The sequence below is a fragment of the Luteibacter sp. 9135 genome (assembly GCF_000745005.1).
Classification (GTDB): domain Bacteria; phylum Pseudomonadota; class Gammaproteobacteria; order Xanthomonadales; family Rhodanobacteraceae; genus Luteibacter.
Genome location: NZ_JQNB01000001.1, coordinates 3,590,108 through 3,611,247, shown reverse-complemented (window position 1 = coordinate 3,611,247; position 21,140 = coordinate 3,590,108). Strand labels below are relative to the sequence as shown.

Annotated in this window: 17 protein-coding genes and 1 riboswitch; of the genes, 10 read left to right on the top strand and 7 right to left on the bottom strand. The window is 67.2% G+C overall.

Features of this window, described 5'->3' with window-relative positions; translation table 11 throughout:
- Positions 1–7: 7 nt before the first annotated feature.
- Both FA89_RS15200 and FA89_RS15195 read left to right on the top strand, forming a co-directional pair.
- The gene (locus tag FA89_RS15200) at positions 8–1,921 is read left to right on the top strand and encodes a S8 family serine peptidase (RefSeq protein ID WP_036141798.1); all 1,914 of its coding nucleotides are present in this window, start codon (positions 8–10) and stop codon (positions 1,919–1,921) included.
- 136 nt (positions 1,922–2,057) lie between these two features.
- Positions 2,058–2,729 (top strand): response regulator transcription factor, encoded by a 672-nt coding sequence (locus tag FA89_RS15195; protein WP_221174317.1) that lies wholly within the window; start codon positions 2,058–2,060, stop codon positions 2,727–2,729.
- Here FA89_RS15195 and FA89_RS15190 read toward each other — a convergent pair.
- Positions 2,708–4,036, bottom strand: coding sequence for a sensor histidine kinase (locus FA89_RS15190; RefSeq protein ID WP_036141792.1), 1,329 nt, complete (start codon positions 4,034–4,036; stop codon positions 2,708–2,710). The genes FA89_RS15195 and FA89_RS15190 overlap by 22 nt on opposite strands.
- Before the next feature lie 87 nt (positions 4,037–4,123).
- Here FA89_RS15190 and FA89_RS15185 point away from each other — a divergent pair, with 87 nt between their 5' ends.
- From FA89_RS15185 to FA89_RS15175, 3 genes are all read left to right on the top strand, one after another.
- A complete protein-coding gene (locus FA89_RS15185) occupies positions 4,124–6,220 on the top strand; it encodes a phosphocholine-specific phospholipase C (RefSeq protein ID WP_036141789.1) in 2,097 nt (698 codons plus the stop codon).
- A 118-nt stretch (positions 6,221–6,338) separates the two neighbouring features.
- Positions 6,339–7,145 carry a DUF72 domain-containing protein gene (locus FA89_RS15180; protein ID WP_343123037.1) on the top strand — a complete coding sequence of 269 codons (807 nt, stop codon included), beginning with the start codon at positions 6,339–6,341 and terminating at the stop codon, positions 7,143–7,145.
- Positions 7,146–7,918: 773 nt separating this feature from the next.
- Positions 7,919–8,683 (top strand): DUF4339 domain-containing protein, encoded by a 765-nt coding sequence (locus tag FA89_RS15175; RefSeq protein WP_036141787.1) that lies wholly within the window; start codon positions 7,919–7,921, stop codon positions 8,681–8,683.
- On the opposite strand, the gene FA89_RS15170 is transcribed toward FA89_RS15175, so the two are convergent.
- From FA89_RS15170 to FA89_RS15155, 4 genes are all read right to left on the bottom strand, one after another.
- Positions 8,676–10,544, bottom strand: a complete 1,869-nt coding sequence (locus tag FA89_RS15170; protein WP_081916645.1) for an asparagine synthetase B family protein — start codon at positions 10,542–10,544, stop codon at positions 8,676–8,678. The genes FA89_RS15175 and FA89_RS15170 overlap by 8 nt on opposite strands.
- A gap of 114 nt (positions 10,545–10,658) precedes the next feature.
- The gene (locus FA89_RS15165) at positions 10,659–12,128 is read right to left on the bottom strand and encodes a hypothetical protein (RefSeq protein ID WP_051938842.1); all 1,470 of its coding nucleotides are present in this window, start codon (positions 12,126–12,128) and stop codon (positions 10,659–10,661) included.
- A 57-nt stretch (positions 12,129–12,185) separates the two neighbouring features.
- On the bottom strand, positions 12,186–13,343 hold the full coding sequence (locus FA89_RS15160; protein WP_036141785.1) for a glycerophosphodiester phosphodiesterase family protein: 1,158 nt from the start codon (positions 13,341–13,343) through the stop codon (positions 12,186–12,188).
- A 186-nt stretch (positions 13,344–13,529) separates the two neighbouring features.
- Positions 13,530–14,342 carry a DODA-type extradiol aromatic ring-opening family dioxygenase gene (locus FA89_RS15155; protein WP_036141782.1) on the bottom strand — a complete coding sequence of 271 codons (813 nt, stop codon included), beginning with the start codon at positions 14,340–14,342 and terminating at the stop codon, positions 13,530–13,532.
- A gap of 128 nt (positions 14,343–14,470) precedes the next feature.
- Here FA89_RS15155 and FA89_RS15150 point away from each other — a divergent pair, with 128 nt between their 5' ends.
- A complete protein-coding gene (locus tag FA89_RS15150; protein ID WP_036141779.1) occupies positions 14,471–14,722 on the top strand; it encodes a hypothetical protein in 252 nt (83 codons plus the stop codon).
- Between the two features lie 6 nt (positions 14,723–14,728).
- Here the strand turns inward: FA89_RS15150 and FA89_RS15145 are convergent, their stop codons facing one another.
- Positions 14,729–16,603 (bottom strand): alpha-amylase family glycosyl hydrolase, encoded by a 1,875-nt coding sequence (locus tag FA89_RS15145; protein ID WP_051938841.1) that lies wholly within the window; start codon positions 16,601–16,603, stop codon positions 14,729–14,731.
- A 97-nt stretch (positions 16,604–16,700) separates the two neighbouring features.
- Entirely contained in the window at positions 16,701–17,006 is a 306-nt protein-coding gene (locus FA89_RS15140; RefSeq protein WP_036141777.1) for a DUF3761 domain-containing protein, read from the bottom strand.
- A gap of 174 nt (positions 17,007–17,180) precedes the next feature.
- Positions 17,181–17,287: riboswitch (TPP riboswitch) on the top strand.
- A gap of 64 nt (positions 17,288–17,351) precedes the next feature.
- Between FA89_RS15140 and thiC the strand changes: the two genes are divergently transcribed.
- Genes thiC through FA89_RS15120 form a run of 4 tightly spaced genes read left to right on the top strand, consistent with a single transcriptional unit; the run spans position 17,352 to position 21,127 of the window.
- Positions 17,352–19,175: a phosphomethylpyrimidine synthase ThiC gene (thiC, locus tag FA89_RS15135; RefSeq protein ID WP_036141775.1), complete on the top strand. Its 1,824-nt coding sequence runs from the start codon at positions 17,352–17,354 to the stop codon at positions 19,173–19,175.
- Entirely contained in the window at positions 19,159–20,154 is a 996-nt protein-coding gene (locus tag FA89_RS15130; RefSeq protein ID WP_036141772.1) for an FAD-dependent oxidoreductase, read from the top strand. The genes thiC and FA89_RS15130 overlap by 17 nt, the downstream gene beginning before the upstream one ends.
- On the top strand, positions 20,151–20,345 hold the full coding sequence (gene thiS, locus FA89_RS15125) for a sulfur carrier protein ThiS (RefSeq protein WP_036141769.1): 195 nt from the start codon (positions 20,151–20,153) through the stop codon (positions 20,343–20,345). Before FA89_RS15130 ends, thiS begins: the two co-directional genes overlap by 4 nt.
- Before the next feature lie 2 nt (positions 20,346–20,347).
- Positions 20,348–21,127, top strand: coding sequence for a thiazole synthase (locus FA89_RS15120; RefSeq protein WP_221174316.1), 780 nt, complete (start codon positions 20,348–20,350; stop codon positions 21,125–21,127).
- Positions 21,128–21,140 lie beyond the last annotated feature (13 nt).

Sequence of the window (21,140 nt, the reverse complement as noted above, 5' to 3'; positions counted from 1 at the left end):
GGTATCCATGGGGTGGATCTGCGGCGTCGCGCTGTCCGTGCTCGCAGCGAACGTGTCCGCACAGGCGGTCGATACGACGCTGAAAGTGGCCAGCCTTCCGCTGGCCGCGAGCGACCGGATCGACGGCTTCATCGTCCGTTTCAAGCCGGGCACGGCCGTACAGGGGGCCATGGCCGTGCGCACGTTCAGCGCCGCGCGATCGGCGATGAATGCCAGGGCGACCTCGGTCATGACCAGCGCCATGCGCTCGGCCGATTTCCGTTATGCCCGCACCACCGCTACCGGCGGCATGGTCGTGCGCACCGGCAAGGCGCTCGACGGCAAGAGCGCGCTCGAACTCATGAAACAGGTGGCTGCCGATCCCACGGTCTTGTCCATCGAGCCGGACGTGCGCATGCATGCCTTCCGCGACCTGCGTCCCGCGGACGCGACCACCGGCACGCCCAACGATCCCAGCTTTTCCTACCAGTGGCACTTCCGCGCCGGCGACGGCACGATGGAGACGATCGGCAAGGACACGCAGGCGTTCGCCAATTACGGCGGTTCGAACGCGGTCAAGGCGTGGTCGCTCGCACAGGGTGACGGCGTCGTGGTGGCCGTGATCGACACGGGCGCGACGCAGCATCCGGATCTGGATACCAGCCTGACCGACGAGAGCTACGACTTCATCTCCAATGCGTTGATGTCCGGCCGGTCCGCCGACGGCCGCGCCAAGGGCGCGTGGGATACGGGTGACTGGACGACGGGCTCGACGTACCTGGCCAGTAACGGCGGTTGCGTGGACAACGTGAACGTGACACCGGAGAACAGCACCTGGCATGGCACGCACGTGATGGGCAACGTGGCGGAGCTGACCGATAACGGCGTGGGCATGGCCGGCGTGGCCTATAAGGCACGCGTCCTGCCGCTGCGCGCGCTCGGTCATTGCGGTGGCAGCACCTCGGACATTACCGATGCGATCGTCTGGGCGGCCGGTGGCCACGTCGACGGACTGGACGACAATACGCACCCTGCGCAGGTCATCAGCATGAGCCTGGGTGGCGACGGTGTGTGCAATGCATCGACCGATATGGGCAAGGCGATCGCCGATGCGATCAGTCGCGGCGTCACCGTCGTGGTGGCGGCAGGCAACAGTGCGCAGGATGCGTCGACCACCAGTCCGGCCAGCTGCCCCGGGGTCATCACCGTGGCCTCCAACGGCATTACCGGCAAACCCGCGTTCTACTCGAACTACGGATCGGTCGTGACCTTGTCGGCCCCCGGCGGCGGTGGCTACGCCAACGATGCATCGTCGGGCACGCTGGTGGCCGCCGGTTTCGCGTGGTCGGCGATCAATGCGGGTACCACCGTGCCGACGACGCCGACCTACGGCAGCATGGCGGGCACCTCCCAGGCCACGCCCGAAGTATCCGGAGCGATCGCCCTGATGATCAGCGCCCGCGCCAAGGCCGGGTTGACCCCACTGACCCCCGGGCAGGTGAAGACGTATCTGGCACGCACGGCGCGCTCCTTCCCGCAGCAGCCCACGCTTGCCTACGGCGCAGGCATCCTGGACACCTATGCGGCCGTCAGTCGCGCCATGGTGCAGAGCGACCCGGCGGCGGATGCGTTGCCGCTGTCCAACGGTGTGACGACGAAGTACCAGGCCGACGGCACCATCTCCGAAGTGCTGTTCAAGCTGGTCGTGCCGTCGAAGGCACGCGCCCTGACCCTGCGCACGCTGGGCGGCAGCGGCGACGTGACATTGCTGGTCAGCAAGGATACGGCGCCGGCGGTGGGCTCGGCCCAGTACACCTCGGCGCACGTGGGCAACAACGAATCGGTGACGTTGACCAACGCGGCCGCCGGCACGTACTACCTGCTGGTCTCGGGCATCTCGGCCGGTACGTCGTTCTCGGCCATGGGGCTGTACACGCTGTAATCGGCCCACGGACCCGTTGCCACGCCCCAGGCCACCGCCACCCGCTCGGGTGGCGGTGGCTTTCTACCCGTCGTGCGGGTAGCTTAAAGGCACATATTCGGTAGCCTGGGGTTCGATGGTGCTGGCAAGGGTTGCATTGATCGAAGACGACGAGGAACTGCGCGAGAAGTTGCTCGGTCCTGGCCTGGAGTGCTACGGGTTCGCCACGAGCACGTTCCCCGATGCCACCGAGTTCTACGAGCAATGGACGGCCGACGCCTTCGATCTGCTGGTGGTCGACGTCAACCTGCCCAGCGGCAGCGGATTACGGGTAATCCAGCACCTGCGGGCGAGCGGATCGCAGATCGGCATGGTGGCGCTCAGTGCGCTTCCCATCGAGTCCGCCGGTCTGTCGGCCTTCCAGTTGGGGGGTGACCTCTACCTCATGAAGCCGGTGACCGTGGGATTGCTCGCCTCGGCGCTGCACGCCGTGCTGAGGCGGACGTGGTCTGCGACGTCCGCCGGTGGCGGCACCGTGGTCAGCGATGCGTCCGATCGGGAGGGCTGGTACCTCCATGGCCCCGATGGCGAGTTGATCGCCCTGACCGAGGCCGAGCGCACCATCATCCAGCGGCTGCGCCGGGAGCAGGGGCGGCCGGTGGAACGCGAGGCGCTGATCGAATCGCTCACCGGCAATACCGCGGATTTCGATCCGCACCGCCTGGACGTCCTCATCCATCGCCTGCGTCGCAAAGTGGTGCGCACCACCGAGCCGAAGCTGGAAATCGTCACCATCCGCGGCAGCGGCTACGGGCTGCTTGAGTCGTAAGCCTCATCGGCACGACGCAGGCGCAGCTCGAAGCGTGCACCCGTGTCCGGTGAGGGGGCCAGGACCAACTGGCCGCCCAGCGATTCCGCCATCTGGCGTGCACTGAACAGGCCGAGCCCCGTGCCGCGCTCCGGGCCTTTCGTCGTCCAGAACGGTTCGAAAGCCGTATGCCGCTGGGATTCCGGGATGCCCTTGCCGTTGTCGGTGAAGATCAACACGGACTGGCCGTCGTCGGCACGGCAGGCCAGGTCGACCACCCCTCGACCGTCGATCGCGTCGCGCGCATTGGTGGCCAGGTTCAGCAGGATCAGGGCCAGGCACGGCTCGTCGAACGCCACCCGGTGATCGCCGGGCCCGATATCGACGCGCAGTTCGATGGCCTGGCCCAGGGTCATGGCGAGCAGGGGCACGATCCCGGGCAGCACCGTGACCAGGTCGATGGGCGTGGCCTGGCGCGGCGTGGCGCGTGCCAGCGAGGTGATGCGCCGGTTGAGGTGCACGGCGCGATCCGCGGCGGCCTCGATGCCGTTCAACGAGTCGGCCAGCACCCCCTCCGTATGGCGTACATGGCCCCATGCCTTTTCGACGTAGGCGACGATGACGTTGAGCAGGTTGCCCAGGTCGTGCGACACCGCCGTCGCTAGCGACGCCGCCGCCTCGGACTGGGCGGTCCGGCTCACCTGGCGCTGCAGGCTGATGGTGATTTCCGCCTGTTCGCCGAGGCGAACGAAAAGCTGTTCCGCCTTGCGCCGCTGCTGATCGGAAAAGTCTAGGGCGTTGCTCAGCACCACGACCGTGCGGTCGACCAGCACCGCGACGAGGGCGATCTGGAAGACCTGGCGAAGGAACGCGACGATGAACGCGGGATCGATGTCCAGCGGCGCCTCCGCGCCGGCCAGCTCGACGGCGGCGGAGAGCACCACCACCACCTCGGTGGCGGCCATGAAGATCCACAGTGCCCTGCGTCCCGCCACATAGGCGGCGATGATCATGATGACCAGGGGCAACAGCGCCGAGGGCAGGCTGACGACCGGTGTGAGCGCGTAATACCAGGCAAGGTACACGAGCAGCGACGCCGACAACGTCCAGCCGGCCGTACGGACGCTGCGAAAAGTGAGGCCAAAGGCCGCGAACGCCGCAAATCCGGTGAACAGGTCCTTGGCGAACCGCAGGAAGGTGAGGTCCGCGTCGGTCTGCAGGTTGACGACGAAGCCATACGAACCCACGCCGATCACGGCGACGCCGACCAGCAGTCCCAGCACGCGCACCAGGACGCGCCGATGCGCATCCAGCCCTTGCACCACCATATCGCCCCCTTGAGGATGAGAAAACTGTAACAACCGATCGCGACAATACCCGGCGCAAGGGGCCCTTCCCAGCGCACGGGTATACGCATGACTGATCGCCGGCATTTCCTCAAGCTCTCCCTCGGTGCCGCAAGCGCCGCCCTGGCGGCGACGGCACTGCCGATGTCGATCCAGAAAGCCCTGGCCGTGCCCGCCGCACGGCGTACCGGCACACTGAAGGACATCGAGCACGTGGTGATCCTCATGCAGGAAAACCGCTCGTTCGACCATTATTTCGGCAGCCTGCGCGGTGTGCGCGGCTTCGGCGACCCGCGGACGACCACGCTGGCTTCCGGCCGCACCGTCTGGCACCAGCCGCTCACCGCCGGCAGCGACGACTACGTGCTGCCGTTCCGCCCGCAGGCGGACAACCTGGGGCTGCAGTTCATCGAAGACCTGCCGCACGGCTGGAACGACACGCACGCCGCCTTCAACGCAGGCCGCTACGACCAGTGGGTGCCGTCGAAGGGCACCACCACCATGGCCTACCTCACCCGGGAAGACATCCCTTTCCACTACGCCCTGGCGGATGCCTTCACCCTCTGCGACGCCTATCATTGCTCGCTCCTGTCCTCCACCGACCCCAACCGTTACTACATGTGGACCGGGTACGTCGGCAACGACGGGCAGGGGGGCGGCCCCGTCCTGGCCAACGACGAGAAGGGCTACGGCTGGACCACCTACCCGGAACGCCTCGAGGCGGCGGGGGTTTCCTGGAAAATCTACCAGGACATCGGCACCGGACTGGACGCGGCGGGCAAGTGGGGTTGGGGCAAGAATCCGTACATCGGCAACTACGGCGACAACTCGCTGCTGTATTTCAACCGGTTCCGTGACGCGGAGCCGGGCAACCCGCTCTACGACAAGGCCCGCACCGGGACACAGACCACCACCGGCCAGTCGCTGTTCGACATCCTGCGCAAGGACGTCATGGCCGACACGCTGCCGCAGGTGTCCTGGATCGCCGCGCCGGAAGCCTATACCGAGCACCCAAGCTGGCCGGCCAACTACGGCGCCTGGTACATCGATGGCGTGCTGGACGCCTTGACGTCCAATCCCGAGGTGTGGAGCAAGACGGCGCTGTTCATCACCTACGACGAGAACGACGGCTTCTTCGACCACATGGTGCCCGCTTATCCGCCGACCTCGCGCGACCGTGGCCTGTCCACCGTGAATGCGGACAACGAGGTGTATCCCGGGGGCAAGGGTTTCGATCCCGGCGTGTATGGCCTCGGCGTACGCGTGCCGATGCTGGTCATTTCGCCGTGGAGCAAGGGCGGCTGGGTGTGCTCCGAGACCTACGACCACACGTCGATCCTGCGTTTCCTCGAGCAGCGGTTCGGCGTGGCCGAGCCCAATATCTCGGCATGGCGCCGTGTTGTGTGCGGCGACCTGACGCGTGCCTTCGACTTCGATGGCCACGATGGCCGCGTGCCGTCGCTGCCCCCGACCAAGGCCTACGAGCCCGATCAGGCCACCCATGCCGACTACCATCCGGTGCCGCCCGGCGAACAGCGGCTGCCGCGGCAGGAACGCGGCCAGCGCCCGGCGCGTGCGCTGGCCTACGATCTCGAGGTGACCGGGCGCGTCGATCGCGAACAGGGGCGCTACCTCCTCGACTTCGGCAACCGTGGCGCGATGGGCGCGTGCTTCCATGTCACCTCGTCGCTGCGCAAGGACGGGCCGTGGACCTACACCGTGGAAGCCGGCAAGAAACTGTCCGATCACTGGACCAGCGCGTACAGCGGCGATGCCTATGACCTCGTAGTGCATGGACCCAACGGCTTCCTCCGCCAGTTCAGCGGCAAGCAGCCCGACAAGGGCAACGACCACCCTGGCATCGCACTGCCCGAGGTCACGCTGGTCCGCGGCCGACGTGCCGGCGAGCTGCACTTGGTCGTCAGCAACGACGGCGGCCGCCCCTGTGCAGTCACCATCGCGCCCAACGACTATCTGGACGAAGTGCCCCGACGGTACTGGTTGCTGCCGGGCCAGCGCGTGGAGAGCCACTGGGACATCGGCGGCTGCGACCATTGGTACGACCTGACCGCCACCAGCGACGCCGACCCGCTGTTCCTTCGACGGTTCGCGGGCCATCGGGAGGACGGGCGCCCGTCCGTGTCGGACCCTGCGCTGGGGCGTTGACGTCCGGTCGGGCCACGGGACTGCCGTCGGCGGCGACTTCACGTTCCAGTGGCTTGTCCAGTGATGTCATTCGGGCGATGCCGGTCAGGCGACCGGACGCCCACGTCGCAGGCAGGCCGTGAAACGAAAGGATAACCACGACGACACAACCCGCGACACCGACGCGCCGGCATGGCGGGAGCATCATGACGATCGGGAAGCCGCCGTGCGCGTGGGATGCGCCGGCTGGTCCCTTTCCTCGAAAGTCGCATCGGCTTTTCCCGGGGACGGCAGCCACCTCGAGCGTTACGCGAAGGTGTTTCCCTGCGTCGAGATCAACTCGTCGTTCTATCGCCCGCACCAGGAAAAAACCTACCGCCGCTGGGCAGAGAGCGTGCCTGAGGCCTTCCGCTTCAGCGTAAAAATGCCCCGCACGATCACGCACGAGCGGCGATTGCAGGCGATCGAAGAGCCCCTCGAAGCGTTTCTCCAGCAGGCCGGCGGGCTGGGAAGCCACCTCGGCTGCCTCCTCGTCCAGCTTCCGCCCAGTCTTGCACTGGACGTGAAAACAGCCACGGGCTTCTTCGCGGCCCTGCGTCGAGCGACACGCGTGCCGGTGGCGTGCGAACCGCGCCATGCGTCATGGTTCACCGATCGGGGTGCCGCCGTTTTCGACGAGGCGGGCGCCTCATGCGTATGGGCGCACCCGTCGCCGGTGGTGGATGCCGAACCGCACGACGATGGGCGCCTGTCATACATACGACTGCACGGTACGCCGCAGGTTTATTACTCCGCCTACGACGAGCCCTTCATCCGGAGCATCGCTCAGCGGATGGAGCAGGCCCGTCACAGTGGTAAAGACGTCTGGTGCATTTTCGACAACACCGCGCGAGGCGAGGCGGTACCCAACGCGCTCTCGCTGTTGGGCATGCCTGACCTCACATAATGCCCTTCGCGCGTAACCGGGGCCCGTCCCGAAGCCGAATCCGGGGCGGCTGTCGCTTGCATGACGCGGGGGATGGCATGGCGCCGGAAGGAGGCGCCGGGTGATCACCCTCTGCGCTCGAGCAGCGGCCGCAAGCGGCCGAACTCGCTCAGAGGATGACCACCCGACACCTCTCTGACCACTGAGGTTGCGGGTCGGGAGAGCAAAGCCCGCGACTTGGCACCGAGTGGTTTTGCACCGGTCGGCAGGGCCAGCGTGACGCATCCAAGGTCGTCACCGCTGTGCTCGCCACCCATGATTGCCTCTGCGGTCGCGGAGGTGCTGGGTGGTTACGCTCTGAGCGAGTTCGGCCGCTTGCGGCCGCTGCTCGAGCGCAGAGTGTGACCACCCAGCGCCTCGTCGCCGCGCCATCCGAGCCACGATTGCTTCGACTTCGGCTTAAGGCGAGCAGGCCCCGGTCATGGCGAGCGCCCATTAAAAAGCCCGCGGAGGGGACCGCGGGCTCAGGGACATCCATCGATGCAAAGGCAGCAGGGGAACTGCCAGATATGCGTGGGACCGGTGCCTCTCGGCAACCTTGAGAGTAAATTTAAACCCCCGCAGATGAATCGGTCATGAGCCGATTAGATCGATTGATCCCGAAAGATTTCGCCCGCCAGGCCATGGACCCTGGCCGGATGGCCGGTCCAGACTGGCCCGGCAGCGCTTTTTTGCCGGGCGCCTCTGTATGATGTCAGCGCGGTGTGACGCATCACACGGGCTAGGGGAACGCATTGGAAGACGCACAGATCTGGCTTGGCCTGAATGGCCAGCGTTTCGGACCGTACGCGATGGACACCGTCCGGCGCTGGCACCGGCAGGGCACGCTCGACAGTGCCGCGCTGTGCTGGCGCGAGGGCATGAGCGAGTGGCTGCCGCTGGACACCTTCCTGCGCGAGCATCCCGCACTTGACGCCGCCTATGCCGAACCGCCCTCGCTGGAAGTGCCGCCGCCGGGCCTGACGCCCCGCGCCACTACCGTGGCGACGGCCCCATCCCGCAACGCCGACCCGATCGCACCGAACCTCCACTGGGGCTGGGTCGCGGTGCTGACCGTCGTCACGCTGGGCATCTTCGCGCTGGTGTGGATGTTCGTGCAGTCGGTGTGGGTGAAGAAGATCGATCCGCGCAGCAAGGTCACCGTCTACTTCATCATCGCGCTGGCGTGCGGGTTCGCCGCCGGTGTCATCGGCGACCGCTCGCCGATCGCATTGCTGTTGCAGGTGGTCGACGTGGTCTTCATCTACATGGGCTACTACTCCATGTCGGCATCGCTGAAGCGCTTCGGCGCCGAGCGCGACCTGCCCATGGACATCGGCGGGGTCACCCTGTTCTTCTTCACCACCTGGTACCTGCAGGGGCAGATGTCGCGCATCGCCCGCTGGCAGCAGACCGGCATGATCGAGGACGCGCCCAAGGGCATCTTCTGGGCGATCTACGGCGTGCTGATGGTCCTGCTGGTCCTGGGGATCATCGTGGCGGTGCGCCTGTTCAGCTGAGCCGGGTCGTCATCCAGGCCTGGAACATCAGGATCGGCCACAGGTGGGTGTGCCATTTGTTGCAGCCGGACTGGAAGTCGCGCCACAGCGCGGTGACCTTTCCCGCATCGAAGATGCCCTGGCTTTCCAGTGTCACCGGATCGAGATGATGTTCCGCCCAGTCGCGCAGGGGGCCGCGCAGCCACCGCGAGACAGGTGCACCGAAGCCCACCTTCGGGCGGTAGACCAGCTCGCGCGGCAGGTACTTTTCCAGCACCGCCTTGAGCACGGCCTTGTGTTCGCCGCCGGCGAAGAGGTGCTGGGCCGGGATGCGCCACGCCGCCTGCATCACGTCCGCATCCAGGAAGGGGTGGCGCGCGACGATGCCGTAGGCGGCCGCACAGCGGTCCACCTTGGTCATCAGCCCTTCGGCGAGGTCCATCTTCAGGTCGAGGTACATCACCCGCTGCATGTCGCTGCCGCCGACGAACTGCCGGACGGGATCGGTGAACACGGTGCCGGGCTCCGTGCTGTTGCGCACGACCTGCTCGGGATGGCGCCATTTCGACACGCGCTGCATGTAGCACTGCTCCAGCGTGGACAGCGACGCTTCGGCGATGACCGCCGGCACGCCACCCAGCCGCGAGCGTTCGCCGCGCGCCGAGGTATACCGCCCGGCGGCACGCCGTAGCGGACCCGGTATGCGTTGCGCCAGCCGCGCGTTGCGCATGGCGCGGCTGTAGGACGAGTGACCGAAGAACAACTCGTCGCCACCGTCGCCTGTCAGCACCGCACCGACCTCGGACGACGCGAGTTGGCAGGCCAGCAGGGACGGAATCTGCGAGGAATCGGCGAAGGGTTCGCAGAACGCCGCGGGCACCTTGCCCATCAGGTCCAGTACCTGGTGCCCCGCCAGCGTGGCATGCGTGTTGCGCACGCCCAGTGCGGTCACGACCTTGGCCGCCCACGCGCTCTCGTCGTGGCCGGGGTCGTCGAAGCCCACCGTGAAGGTGTCCACCGGCGTGGCGCTGTGCGATTGCAGGACAGCGGTGACGATGCTGGAATCCACGCCGCCAGACAGGAACGTGCCTGCCCCGAACGACCGCCGCGCGACGGACTGGTCGATGGCGCGGTGGGTGGCATCGACGCTTTCGTCGAAGGTGAGCTGCCGGCCTTCCTGCTCGGAGCGGGCGATGTGCTCTCGCGTATCCCAGTAGGGGATCTCGTCGACCTGCGCCAGATACGCATGCCCCGGCGCACCGGTCGGCTCGAACCGTTTCAGCGTACCCGGCTCGAGTTTGTAGACGTCACGGTAGATGGACAACGGCGCGGGAACGTAGCCGAAACGCAGATAAGCGCATACCGCATCCGGTGAAATCGTCGCCATGTCGCCGGGGCAGTCGGCGATGGAGCGCAGGCAGGACGACACCGTGAACTTCCCCAGGCCGGGCCGGTAGTAGAGGCTTCGCTCGCCGGCGCGATCGCGGAACAGCCACAGGCAGCGTTCGTCTTCATCCCACAGGCAACCGACACCGCCGGCGTCCATGCTCCGCACGGCATCGATGATGCCAAGGCGATCCAGTGCCTCGGCGAAGGTCTTCAGGCGGCAGCGATAGGGCACCACGCTACCATCGGCCGGGTGCCCGCGCCTGCCGTAGATATCGCCGGAAAGGGTGAACACGTACCGTCCACTGGGGGAGCGCAGCGTGCCCCCGTCGGCCCGGCGGGACGACGAGAACGACGACAGGGACAGCGACCCGCAACGTGACAGGGCCTGCGGTTCCCGCGTGGTCGACGCACCGGCATGCATCCTTGCGAGGATGCCGTCGGCGTCTTGTGCGGACGACCCGAGCGACTTCCAGCATCCCAGCAAGCCAGACATGTAATACCTTCCCGTTGAGGAGAAGTAACGCCTTCTCCGTGAGCGGGATCACGATATGGCGTCGTCGCTTTCGCGCTCCTTACGAAATTGCGGATGTCGGCATGGTTCTTGCGATCACTCCGCAAGCAGGCCCGCCGCCCCCAGCTGCGCATAGAGGGAGAGCCGCGGGTCCGGATCGCGCGCGAGGCTGGCGAGGCGCTGGGCACCGTCGGGCCACGCGCCCATGCCGCGAAGGAGGCCCAGGGTGTCGCCCCACCAAAGGTCGTCGTCCTGTTCGATGGCGCGGCTGACGATGGCCTTTCGCACGAGCCCGAAGGCGCGGTCGCGTAACGCACCCGCAGGCATCGATTCCAGTACCGGCGCCAGTTCGTGCAGCACGGTGCGCGGCATGCGTGCTTCGGCATCGTGGTCGTCGGCCTGGGCGAGCGCCGTCTCGCTGCGGTCCAGCAGCGCCACGACAGCCGCCTCCGTCGCCGCGGCGCTTACGGGCGGGGTGCCGTCCGTCGAAACGAGCGCCTGGCGCACGGCAAAACCCGCCTTGCGCAGTTCGCTGGCGTCATGATCGTGCGCATCCGGTGCGGGAACCGTGGTGTCCGCATCCGGCGTGCCTTCCACCCCGGCCATGAAACGTTGCTCGAGCAGCCAGTGCTCGCCCTTCGTGCTGGATTCGCAACGCGTCGCCGCGAGGTGATCGGTGACATAGCGGATATAAGCGTCGTTGAGACGCTTCTGCAGCTCGGCCGTGGCGTCCAGCCGTGCGACGACCAGGGGCAGGTCGCCGGCCATGCTCAGCGACGTCAGGGCGAACGCTGCATCGTCGCCGCGGGCACGATCCAGCAGCGCGACGAGGGCCGGTACCATGCGCGGCACGGTGGCTTCGGGCACCTTGGTCAGCGCGTGCAGGGCCGCCGCGGCTTCCGTTTCGCGCCGCGCGGTGGCCACGCGTGCGTCCCATGCCTGTTGCAGCGGCTCGCCCGGGGGCGCGCCTGCGGTGATGGCCTCGAACGCGGGTTGCGGGTCGTCGGCGTAGTGGGCCGTGCAGGTAGTGGCTTCGGGACGGGGCAGGGCGCGCCACGCATCGGCGAGTGCGGCGCCTTGCAATCCACGCTGGTGCGCGTTGCGCAGCATCAGGTGAGTGGTGTCCAGGCCGGCCGTGAACGGGCGGTGCAGCGGGTCGGCGGTTTCGTCGTTGACATAGGCAAGCGTGGCCAGCCCGGGCAGGCGGCGCTGCGCATGGGCCGCGGCGATTCCCGCGCGGTCGAGCAGGCGGTCGATACGCACGGTGTCGCCACCGGGCAAGGCGGCGGCGAGACGAAGCAGCACATCGGCTTCGAGGCCGGGGGGCAATTGGCGGGCCCGCGCGGCGAGTTCGTCGGTCCAGGCGCCCAGGCGATCGGCCGCGATGCCTGCCACGGGCCGGGCTGGCGAGGCATCCCGGGCGGTCGGGGTCTGTGTCGCTTGCGGGCTTTGCTTCGACGCGGCGCCGGCTTCGGCGGCAACGGCGGCCGACGGGTGATGGAAGACGATAAGACCGGTGATGATCAGCCCGGACAGCAGTCCGGCAGCCATGAACGAATAGCGCATGAGGGAGCATCCGGTGGGGGGTGGCCGGGAGCACGTGCTCCCGGCCACCGGTAACGCTTACTGGTAGCGCGACGTGTCGCGGTGAACCGCCGGGATGACGCTCAGCGGGTCGTCCGTGATGACGTTGGTGGCGCCGGTGAAGACCTGGGCGGCGAAGTTGGGACGGTCGTCCCGTGTCTCGTTGCCGAAGTAGCGCGTGCGGCTCAGGTAGTCGCTCAGTGCCGCGCAGCACGTACCGTTGCTGCGGACGAAGTGATACCCGTCATGCATGTTGACGCGGTATTCGATGACGGGCGAGAACGCGCCTATGGCTCGCTTCAGGCCGGCCTCGGCACGCAGTAGCCCGTACGTCGGGTCGCCCGCGACGGGCTGCTTGTTGCCGATCTCGACCCAGGAGGCGCCGATGCCCTTTGCCTCGTTGACCCACGCGTTCACGCGGCACTGCGCCGATTCCGGCGTGATCGCACCGCACAGCCCGTTGTAGTGGGTCGCGATGTTGTCTTCGTCACCCGCATAGACAGTCGGCGCGAAGGCGACGCCCTTGGTCGCGCCGAGCATGGCGTTGGGATTGCTGGCGAACAGCGACGAGCTGAACTTCAGCACGACCTGGTTCTGCATGCCCAACTGCTTGGCCAGGTTGGCCGCCTGATTCACTGCGGTCACGGTCTTGATGTCGAGCACGACCAGCATGTGGTTGGCCTCGGTCTTCACCGTCGCCAACGCGCGCGCCACCGTGACCGGGTGGTACCCGGTCTTGGAGAAGTTGCGGTCACGCAGGAAGGAGCCGAGCAGCTCCTGTGACGTCATGGTGCGGATGTCCGGATCCCAGCCCTTCGGGTTTTGCGCCGGCTGGAAGATATCGAAGTTGGGCAGGTGGAACAGCATGCGGCCGGCGTTCTGGTCGTGGAACAACCAGAGCGTGCCATCGGCGTCTTCCTTGACGTCCAGTTCGATGGCTTCGACGTTGTGGTTGTACGTGTTCAGTATGGAGCACGACGAGTTTTCGGGACAACCGTTGTCGACGATGCCGCGGTGGGAAATGACCCCGACATCCTTGGTGTTGCCGACGTAGGGATTCTCGAACGCCGCGAGGATGCGGCTGGGGTTCCAGTTGTTGGCGGCCATGGCCGTGATGGGGGCGACCAATGCGGCGACCGAGAGGGCGACGCAGAGGGGAAGGGTGGAACGGCGTAGCGATCTGCTGAAACGACTCATGTGTGTGTGTCCTAAGAGGCAGAACGAAGACCGTGGGGCATGCGCCGGCACGGGTGTATCCATGCGGAAGCACCGCAGGATGCGTGGCGGCGGATGTCGGTCGTGGATGCCGGATCGCGCCAAAAGCCCTTATGCAATCGTTTGCATAGTAAGCCAGTGCGATATGACATCCAAGCGACCGCAGAGTTACCGGGGTGGCGCGCCGAAGCGGAAGCTGGACACGGTGATCGCACCCATGAACTCGCGCTCGTGATAGATGCGTGTGCCGGAATCGTCGCCGGCGGCGCCGACGGCGACCATGAGCGGCAGCAGGTGGTCTTCGCGTGGATGGGCCGCGCGTGCCGCCGGTGCGTCCGCCCAGCGCAGCAGTTGCGCATGTCGCATGGCGGGCGGCGCATCCACCAGGACATCGTTCAACCATTGGTCGAACAAGGCCGACGCGGTACCGCCCCTGCCGTTCATGAAGCTGCGCAGGTCATGGAAGCTGAGGCCGCTGCCGACGATCAGCACGCCCTCGTCACGCAGCGGGGCAAGCAATTCACCCACGCGCAGATGCGTCGCCGGGTCGAAGTCCGCCCGTAGCGACAGTTGAACCACGGGCAGCGCCGCTTCCGGATACAGCGTGTGCATCAGGGAAAACGTGCCGTGGTCGAAGCCACGGTGGGGATCGAGACCCGAGGGCACGCCGCCGTCCGCCAGCAGTCGATACACGCGTTCGGCCAGTACCGGATCGCCTGGCGCGTCATAGCGGATGCGGTAGGTATGCTCGGGAAAACCGTGGTAGTCGAAGATCATCGGCGGCTGGGTGCCCGAAGACACCAGGAACCGGCTGGCTTCCCAGTGGCCGGAGACCATCAGGATGGCGCGGGGCGCGTCACCCAGTTCACTGCGAACGGCGTGCAGCGAGGCGTCCAGGGCATCGTAGGCACCGCGCTGGTCGTCCTTGAGCCAGGGCCAGGGGCCGCCGCCGTGGGAGAGGAAGTAAGTGGGAAGTCGCATGCCGGCCGTCTCGCATAGAAGCTGATCGGGCTATCGTAATCCCCGCGCTGCACCCCACGTAGCATTTCCCTTGACGCGGGTTGTGGCCCACTCCAGTCGGCAGCACAGCCAAGACGAGGTAGACCAGGATGGAAGCGCGCGATTTAGGGAACACCATTACCCTGTACCTGCCCCAGGGCGGCACGGGAGCGGAAGCGTACGCGGTGCTGCAGGAACGCGAGCGCATGGGCGGCTTCGCCAGCCGTGCCGAGTCGGTTCAATTCGCACTGGCGCTCGCCCTGACCCTGCACCGCAGCCGCAACGTGCCGGTGCGCATGCGGGTGGAGGACGATTCGGGCATCTGGCAGACCACGGATGCGCTGGCCGGCGCGATGCCCTGACGCTGGCTAGCTACCCCTTACGACCCATAGCATGCCGTAAGGCATCAATCCCGCCCCCCGCTGGCCGTGAAGCACCTCGTCGCGCGCCTGCAGCCGAACCGGCAGATCGTCCAGCGGGATACGCGATCCGCTGAAGTTGAACACCGCCCAGGCATCCGGGCCACGCTGCAAGGCGAGTACGGCGGGATGGCCGCTTTCGATCACCGTCACCGGTGCCTGGGGGTCCAGGCGTGTATCGGCGCGTGCATCGAGGAGGGCGCGCATGGCGGCGAAGCTCGCAGCCGGCAGACCTTCACCGATCTCCATGTCACGCAGACGCGTGTCGTCGAAGCGGGGACGTTCGGTCCATCGGCTGTCGGCCACCATGGCGGCGACGTCACGTGCATCGTCGTTGTTGCCCTGGACCAGTTCGTCGCCCATGAAGATCATCGGCACGGCGCCCGCCCAGCAGGCCAGGCCGTAAAGCAGCTGGAACCGGGCGAGGGCCAGGCGCTGCGCCGCGGGATCGTTGCCGGGCAGGCCCACGAGCGCGGCGGTCATGCCGTTGGTGCCGTGCAGGGTGCGCTCGCGTCCGCGCTGGAACGCGACGCCGCGTGCATAGCTGCCCGGCACGCAACCTTCAAGGAAGTCCGCGACGAAGCCGATGCGCTCGCGAAAGCGCCGGCCACCGGCCGCCACGTCCTGCTTCAGCACGCTCCACACGATGTCGTCGTGGCAGCGCACATAGGTCATCCAGCCGGTGCCAGGCGGCGGTGGGGGGGTGGCCTTCATGACCGTTTCCACCATGTCAGCGCGTTGTTCCACCAGCGCCGTCCACGCGGCGGCCATGAGGCCACTGTGGTACGCCAGGTGACACTCGGGATGCTGCGCGTCGCCCAGGTAGCGCGACACGTCCGCCGGCGGCATCACCGCCTCGGCCTTCAGCAGCACGCCCGGCGCGACCAGTTCGATCACCGCACGCAACGCCTGCAGGATGACGTGCACCTCCGGCTGGTTGGTGCACGAGGTCCCGGCGCGTTTCCACAGGAACGGCGCGGAGTCCAGGCGAAACACATCGATGCCGCGGTTGGCCAGGCCCAGCATGGTCTCCGCCATCGCGGCGAACACGGGGAAATGGGCGTAGTTGAGATCCCACTGGTAGGGATAGAACGTGGTCCAGACCCACCCGCCCATGGTCGGGATGTGGGTGAAGTTGCCCGGCGCGACTTCGGGGAACACCTGGTCCAGGCCGACCTCATAGGCGTCGCATGCCTGCCGGTCGGGCAGGATGTGGAAATAGGACCGGTACTGCGCATCGCCCGCAGCGGCGGCGCGTGCCCATGCATGATCGTCCGCGACATGGTTCAATACCAGGTCCGAGCACAGCATGATGCCGGCGGCGTGCAGGTCGGTGCACAGCGCTTCCAGGTCGGCCATCGTGCCCAGCCGGGGCTCGACCTCGTCGAACGCACGCACGGCAAAGCCACCGTCGTTCTCGCCATGGCGACCACGCAGGAACGGCAGCAGGTGCAGGTAGCTCACGCCCAGTTTTTGCAGGTGCGGTATGCGCGAGCGCACCCCCTTCAGATCCCCGGCGAAGCGGTCCACGTAAGCCATATAGGCGACGGGGCGATCTTCCAGGAACCAGCCGGGCCTAACGGCGCATCGTTCATCACGAGCCCGCAGGGCGGCGGGGCGTGCGTTGGCGAGGTGGCCCAGGCGATCGCAAAGATCGGCGAAGTGGTCCGCGAACCCTTCGCTACGGCCGTAGAGTGCGTTCAGCAGCCGATGAAGACGGCGAATTGCCTCCGCGCTCGCCTGCCGACCTTGCCGGGGCGTCCTGGCCAACGCTTCGTGGAACGCATCCGCACCGGCTTCCGCGGCGTCGCACAACATGCTCATCGCTACTCCGTCGGCCCCGGGCGCCTGTCGATTCAGGCGAGGCCCGTGCCGTAGCCCTTGATCGTGCCGTGAGGTGCAACCGATTGCAAGGCCGCGATCAGAGCCAGCGGGTGACGCCGCCATGATGGGAGCAGGTGCCGCGGCGATTCAGACTGAAGCTGAAGGAGCCGTCGCCGCATTGTGCGGATGCACCAGCGGGCGGCTGGTCGTTCGTCGTGTGGGCGGGTCGGTGCACCTGAATGCCGTCCCGGTTCGTGTAATAGCCGCCCTCCACCATAACGGCACCCGGTGCGGCGCGGTGAAAGGAGGAAGGTCGCGCCTGTTGGGGAACGGCCTGCTGGGCCAGCGCAGAGGTGGCGAAAAGCGCGGTGGCGGCGAGGGACAGCAGTAGACGGGCAAGCATGGGCGTTCCTTGGTCAGCCGGTGAGTCCGCCCGGAACGACGAGCAAGCACCATGCCGCGCGTGCCGCGGATGGCCGGTTCGTGTGACGATGTGCCGTATTTACCTGCAGGTCGTCGGCACATGGACTGCCGCGGCAAGCACTTGTTCGCTTCCACCGAAACTGGGTAGGCTTTGACCCGTTCCGAGGGGTGTCCTGCGATGGCAGGGCTGAGATGGCAGCGGCCGGACCCTTCGAACCTGATCCGGGTCATGCCGGCGAAGGGACGGGAATGCCAAGCACGCCATGGGGCGTGCACCCCTGTTTATCGTCGCCCCGGGTCTCCCATCCTCCAGGAGAAGAGATCCATGCTTTCGAACACGCCTGCCCACGCGGATGCGCCCGCAACCGTGACCACCGGCCCGATACGCGGCTCGCGCAAGGTCTACCTTTCCCCGCCCGGTCATCCCCACCTGCACGTTCCTTTTCGCCAGGTCACGCTGAGCGACCCCCGCGAACCGCCGCTCAACCTGTACGACGCCTCGGGCCCCTACACCGATACTGAAGCGGGCATCGATCTCGCCCGCGGCTTACCGCCCGTGCGCGAGGCCTGGCTGGCCAGGCGCGACCTGGTCCGTATCGAGGGTCGCGACGTGCGGCCCGAAGACAATGGCAACCTCAGCGCCGATGCCGTGGTGCCGGCCTGTCCCGCACCGGTTGCGTTACGTCGTGGCCTGCCCGGGCGCCTGGTGACGCAATACGAATTCGCCAGGGCCGGCATCGTCACCGAAGAGATGGTGTACGCGGCGTTTCGCGAAAACCTCGGCCGGGAACAGGCCTTGAGCGATGTCACGGAGCGACTGGCGGACGGCGAGAGCTTCGGTGCCGAGATTCCCGATGTGGTCACCCCCGAGTTCGTTCGCGACGAGATCGCGCGCGGGCGGGCGATCCTGCCCGCCAACGTCAACCATCCGGAACTCGAGCCCATGGTCATCGGGCGCAACTTCCTGGTGAAGGTCAACGCCAACATCGGCAATTCGGCAGTCAGCTCCGGCGTGGCCGAGGAGGTCGAGAAGCTGGTGTGGTCCACCCGATGGGGCGCCGATACCGTCATGGATCTTTCCACGGGCCGCAACATCCACAACATCCGCTCGTGGATCATGCGCAACGCGCCGGTGCCCATCGGCACCGTGCCGATCTACCAGGCCCTGGAGAAGGTCGGCGGCGATCCGCTGAAGCTCACCTGGGAGGTGTTCCGCGACACGCTGATCGAGCAGGCGGAGCAGGGCGTGGATTACTTCACCATCCACGCGGGCGTGCGCCTGGCGCACGTGCCGCTGGCGGCGCGACGCGTCACGGGTATCGTCAGCCGCGGCGGCTCGATCATGGCGCGCTGGTGCCTGGCGGGACATCGCGAGAGTTTCCTCTACGAGAAATTCGAGGAGATCTGCGCCATTTGCCGGCAGTACGACGTGTCGTTGTCGCTGGGCGACGGCCTGCGTCCGGGTTCCATCGCCGATGCGAACGACGCCGCGCAGTTCGCCGAGCTGGAAACGCTGGGCGAGCTGACCCGCATCGCGTGGGACCACGGCTGCCAGGTGATGATCGAAGGGCCGGGTCATGTGCCGATGCACAAGATCAAGGTGAACATGGACAAGCAGCTGGCGCTGTGCGGGGAAGCGCCGTTCTACACGCTGGGGCCGTTGACCACGGATGTGGCGCCCGGTTACGACCACATCACCTCGGGTATCGGCGCGGCGATGATCGGCTGGTTCGGCACGGCCATGCTTTGCTACGTTACGCCGAAGGAACACCTCGGGCTGCCCGATCGCGATGATGTCAAGGTGGGCGTCATCACCTATCGCATCGCGGCGCACGCCGCGGACCTGGCCAAGGGCCATCCGGCCGCGAAGCTACGCGACGATGCGCTGTCGCGCGCGCGCTTCGATTTCCGCTGGGAAGACCAGTTCAACCTGGCGCTGGACCCGGACACCGCGCGTGCCTACCACGATGCCACGCTGCCCAAGGACGCGCACAAGGTGGCGCATTTCTGCTCGATGTGCGGCCCGAAGTTCTGTTCGATGAAGATCTCGCAGGACCTGCGTCGCGAAGCGGAAGCCATGGAGGGCATGGCGCAGAAGTCCGAGGAATTCCTGGCCGGCGGGGGCGCCTTGTATGTCCCGGCCGCTTGAGGGCACGGAGGTCGCGGTGATCGGCGCGGGCGTGGCCGGACTGACGGCCTCCCTGGCGCTGGCCGAGCGTGGTGCGAGGGTGGTGCTGTACGAGCGCTCGGCGACGTTGGGCGCGCAAGCCTGTTCGTGGATGGCGGGTGGCATGCTGGCGCCGTATTGCGAGCGAGACGGCAGCGAGCCGCGCGTGAGCGAGCGCGGCATGGCGTCGCTGGACTGGTGGCCACGGCATGTGCCGGGGGTGACGCGCGGCGGTTCGCTGGTGGTGGCAGCTGCGCGGGATCGTCCGGACCTCGTGCATTTCGCCGCGCGCACCGAACATCACGAGGCGCTGGATGCCGACGGTCTTGCCGCGCTGGAACCCGATCTGGCCGGCCGCTTCGGACAGGCCTTGTGGTTTGCCGATGAAGCCCATCTCGATCCGCGACACGCCCTGGAGGCACTGGCCCTTGCCTTGCGCCACCTCGGTGGTCGCCTCGAACTGGACGCCGACGTGCGTTGCGACGACTTTGCCGACCGGCCGGTGATCGACTGCCGTGGGCTGGGTGCGCGCGACGCGCTGCCCAGCCTGCGTGCCGTGCGCGGCGAGATGATCCTGCTGCGCAGCAGAGACGTCCGCTTGCAGCGTCCGGTGCGTCTGCTGCATCCACGCACGCCGGTGTATGTGATTCCCCGTGCGGATGGCCTGCTGATGCTCGGTGCCACCTCGATCGAGAGCGAGCACGCGGGACCGGTGAGCGTGCGTTCCGCGGTGGAACTGCTCAACGCCGCTTACCTGTTGCATCCGGCCCTGGCCGATGCCGAGATCCTCGAGCTCGGCGTCGGCCTTCGCCCGGCCTTTCCCGACAACCTGCCGGCCGTGGTGCGCGATGGCCACGTGCTGCGTTTCAACGGTCTTTACCGGCACGGCTTCCTGCTGGCTCCGTGGTATGCGGAGCGCCTGGCGGATGGGCTGGCCGATCATTTTGCGGAGGCGGCATGAGCATCATGGTCAACGGCGAACCACAGGCAGACGCATGCGACCTTGCCGCGTTGCTCGCGCGGATGGGTCTGCACGAAGCGGTGGTCGCCACGGCGTTGAACGGCACGTTCATACCTTTGGCGCGCCGTGCCGCGACGACCTTGCGCGCAGGCGATCACGTCGAGATCCTCGCTCCGATGCAGGGAGGCTGAGCGTGGATATCCTTACCCTCTACGGCCAGGACTTCCATTCGCGGCTGCTGCTGGGCACGGCCCAGTACCCGTCGCCCGCGTGCCTGGCCGACGCCGTGCGTGCCGCCGGCAGCGAGATCGTCACGGTGTCGCTGCGCCGCGAATCGGCCAGCGCGCAGAGCGGGCAGCAGTTCTGGCAACTGGTGCGCGAACTCGGCTGCCGGGTGCTGCCGAACACGGCAGGCTGCCATTCGGTGAAGGAGGCGGTTACCACGGCACGCATGGCGCGTGAACTGTTCGACACGCCGTGGATCAAGCTGGAGGTGATCGGCGACAGCGACACGCTGCGCCCCGATGTCTTCGGCCTCGTGGACGCCGCGCGCATCCTCGCCGCCGAAGGCTTCGAGGTCTTCCCGTATACCACCGACGATCTGGGCGTGGCCGAGCGTCTTCTCGATGCCGGATGCCGCGTGCTGATGCCGTGGGCGGCGCCGATCGGCAGCGGGCGCGGGCTCAGCCATCCCTACGCCCTGCGCACCCTGCGCAGCTACTACCCCGGCGTGCCCCTGATCGTCGATGCCGGCATCGGGCTGCCGTCGCAGGCGGCCGCCGCCATGGAGATGGGTTACGACGCGGTGCTGCTCAACACGGCCGTGGCCAAAGCCGGCGATCCCGTGGGCATGGCCGGCGCCTTCGCGCACGCTATAACGGCCGGTCGTGCCGCCTGGCGGGCCGGCCCCATGGAAACGCGCGACATGGCGGCACCGTCCACGCCCGTGATAGGTATGGCGCAATGGGGATGAGGGTTTTGCTTCC

What these genes read in the sequence shown, in the direction of transcription:
- FA89_RS15150 (WP_036141779.1), top strand. Translation starts at nt 14,471, where the DNA reads ATGGAAGCGCGCGATTTAGGGAACACCATTACCCTGTACCTGCCCCAG.
- FA89_RS15170 (WP_081916645.1), bottom strand. Translation starts at nt 10,544, where the DNA reads ATGTCTGGCTTGCTGGGATGCTGGAAGTCGCTCGGGTCGTCCGCACAA.
- thiC (WP_036141775.1), top strand. Translation starts at nt 17,352, where the DNA reads ATGCTTTCGAACACGCCTGCCCACGCGGATGCGCCCGCAACCGTGACC.
- FA89_RS15165 (WP_051938842.1), bottom strand. Translation starts at nt 12,128, where the DNA reads ATGCGCTATTCGTTCATGGCTGCCGGACTGCTGTCCGGGCTGATCATC.
- thiS (WP_036141769.1), top strand. Translation starts at nt 20,151, where the DNA reads ATGAGCATCATGGTCAACGGCGAACCACAGGCAGACGCATGCGACCTT.
- FA89_RS15190 (WP_036141792.1), bottom strand. Translation starts at nt 4,036, where the DNA reads ATGGTGGTGCAAGGGCTGGATGCGCATCGGCGCGTCCTGGTGCGCGTG.
- FA89_RS15140 (WP_036141777.1), bottom strand. Translation starts at nt 17,006, where the DNA reads ATGCTTGCCCGTCTACTGCTGTCCCTCGCCGCCACCGCGCTTTTCGCC.
- FA89_RS15155 (WP_036141782.1), bottom strand. Translation starts at nt 14,342, where the DNA reads ATGCGACTTCCCACTTACTTCCTCTCCCACGGCGGCGGCCCCTGGCCC.
- FA89_RS15185 (WP_036141789.1), top strand. Translation starts at nt 4,124, where the DNA reads ATGACTGATCGCCGGCATTTCCTCAAGCTCTCCCTCGGTGCCGCAAGC.
- FA89_RS15145 (WP_051938841.1), bottom strand. Translation starts at nt 16,603, where the DNA reads ATGAGCATGTTGTGCGACGCCGCGGAAGCCGGTGCGGATGCGTTCCAC.
- FA89_RS15130 (WP_036141772.1), top strand. Translation starts at nt 19,159, where the DNA reads ATGTCCCGGCCGCTTGAGGGCACGGAGGTCGCGGTGATCGGCGCGGGC.
- FA89_RS15200 (WP_036141798.1), top strand. Translation starts at nt 8, where the DNA reads ATGGGGTGGATCTGCGGCGTCGCGCTGTCCGTGCTCGCAGCGAACGTG.
- FA89_RS15160 (WP_036141785.1), bottom strand. Translation starts at nt 13,343, where the DNA reads ATGAGTCGTTTCAGCAGATCGCTACGCCGTTCCACCCTTCCCCTCTGC.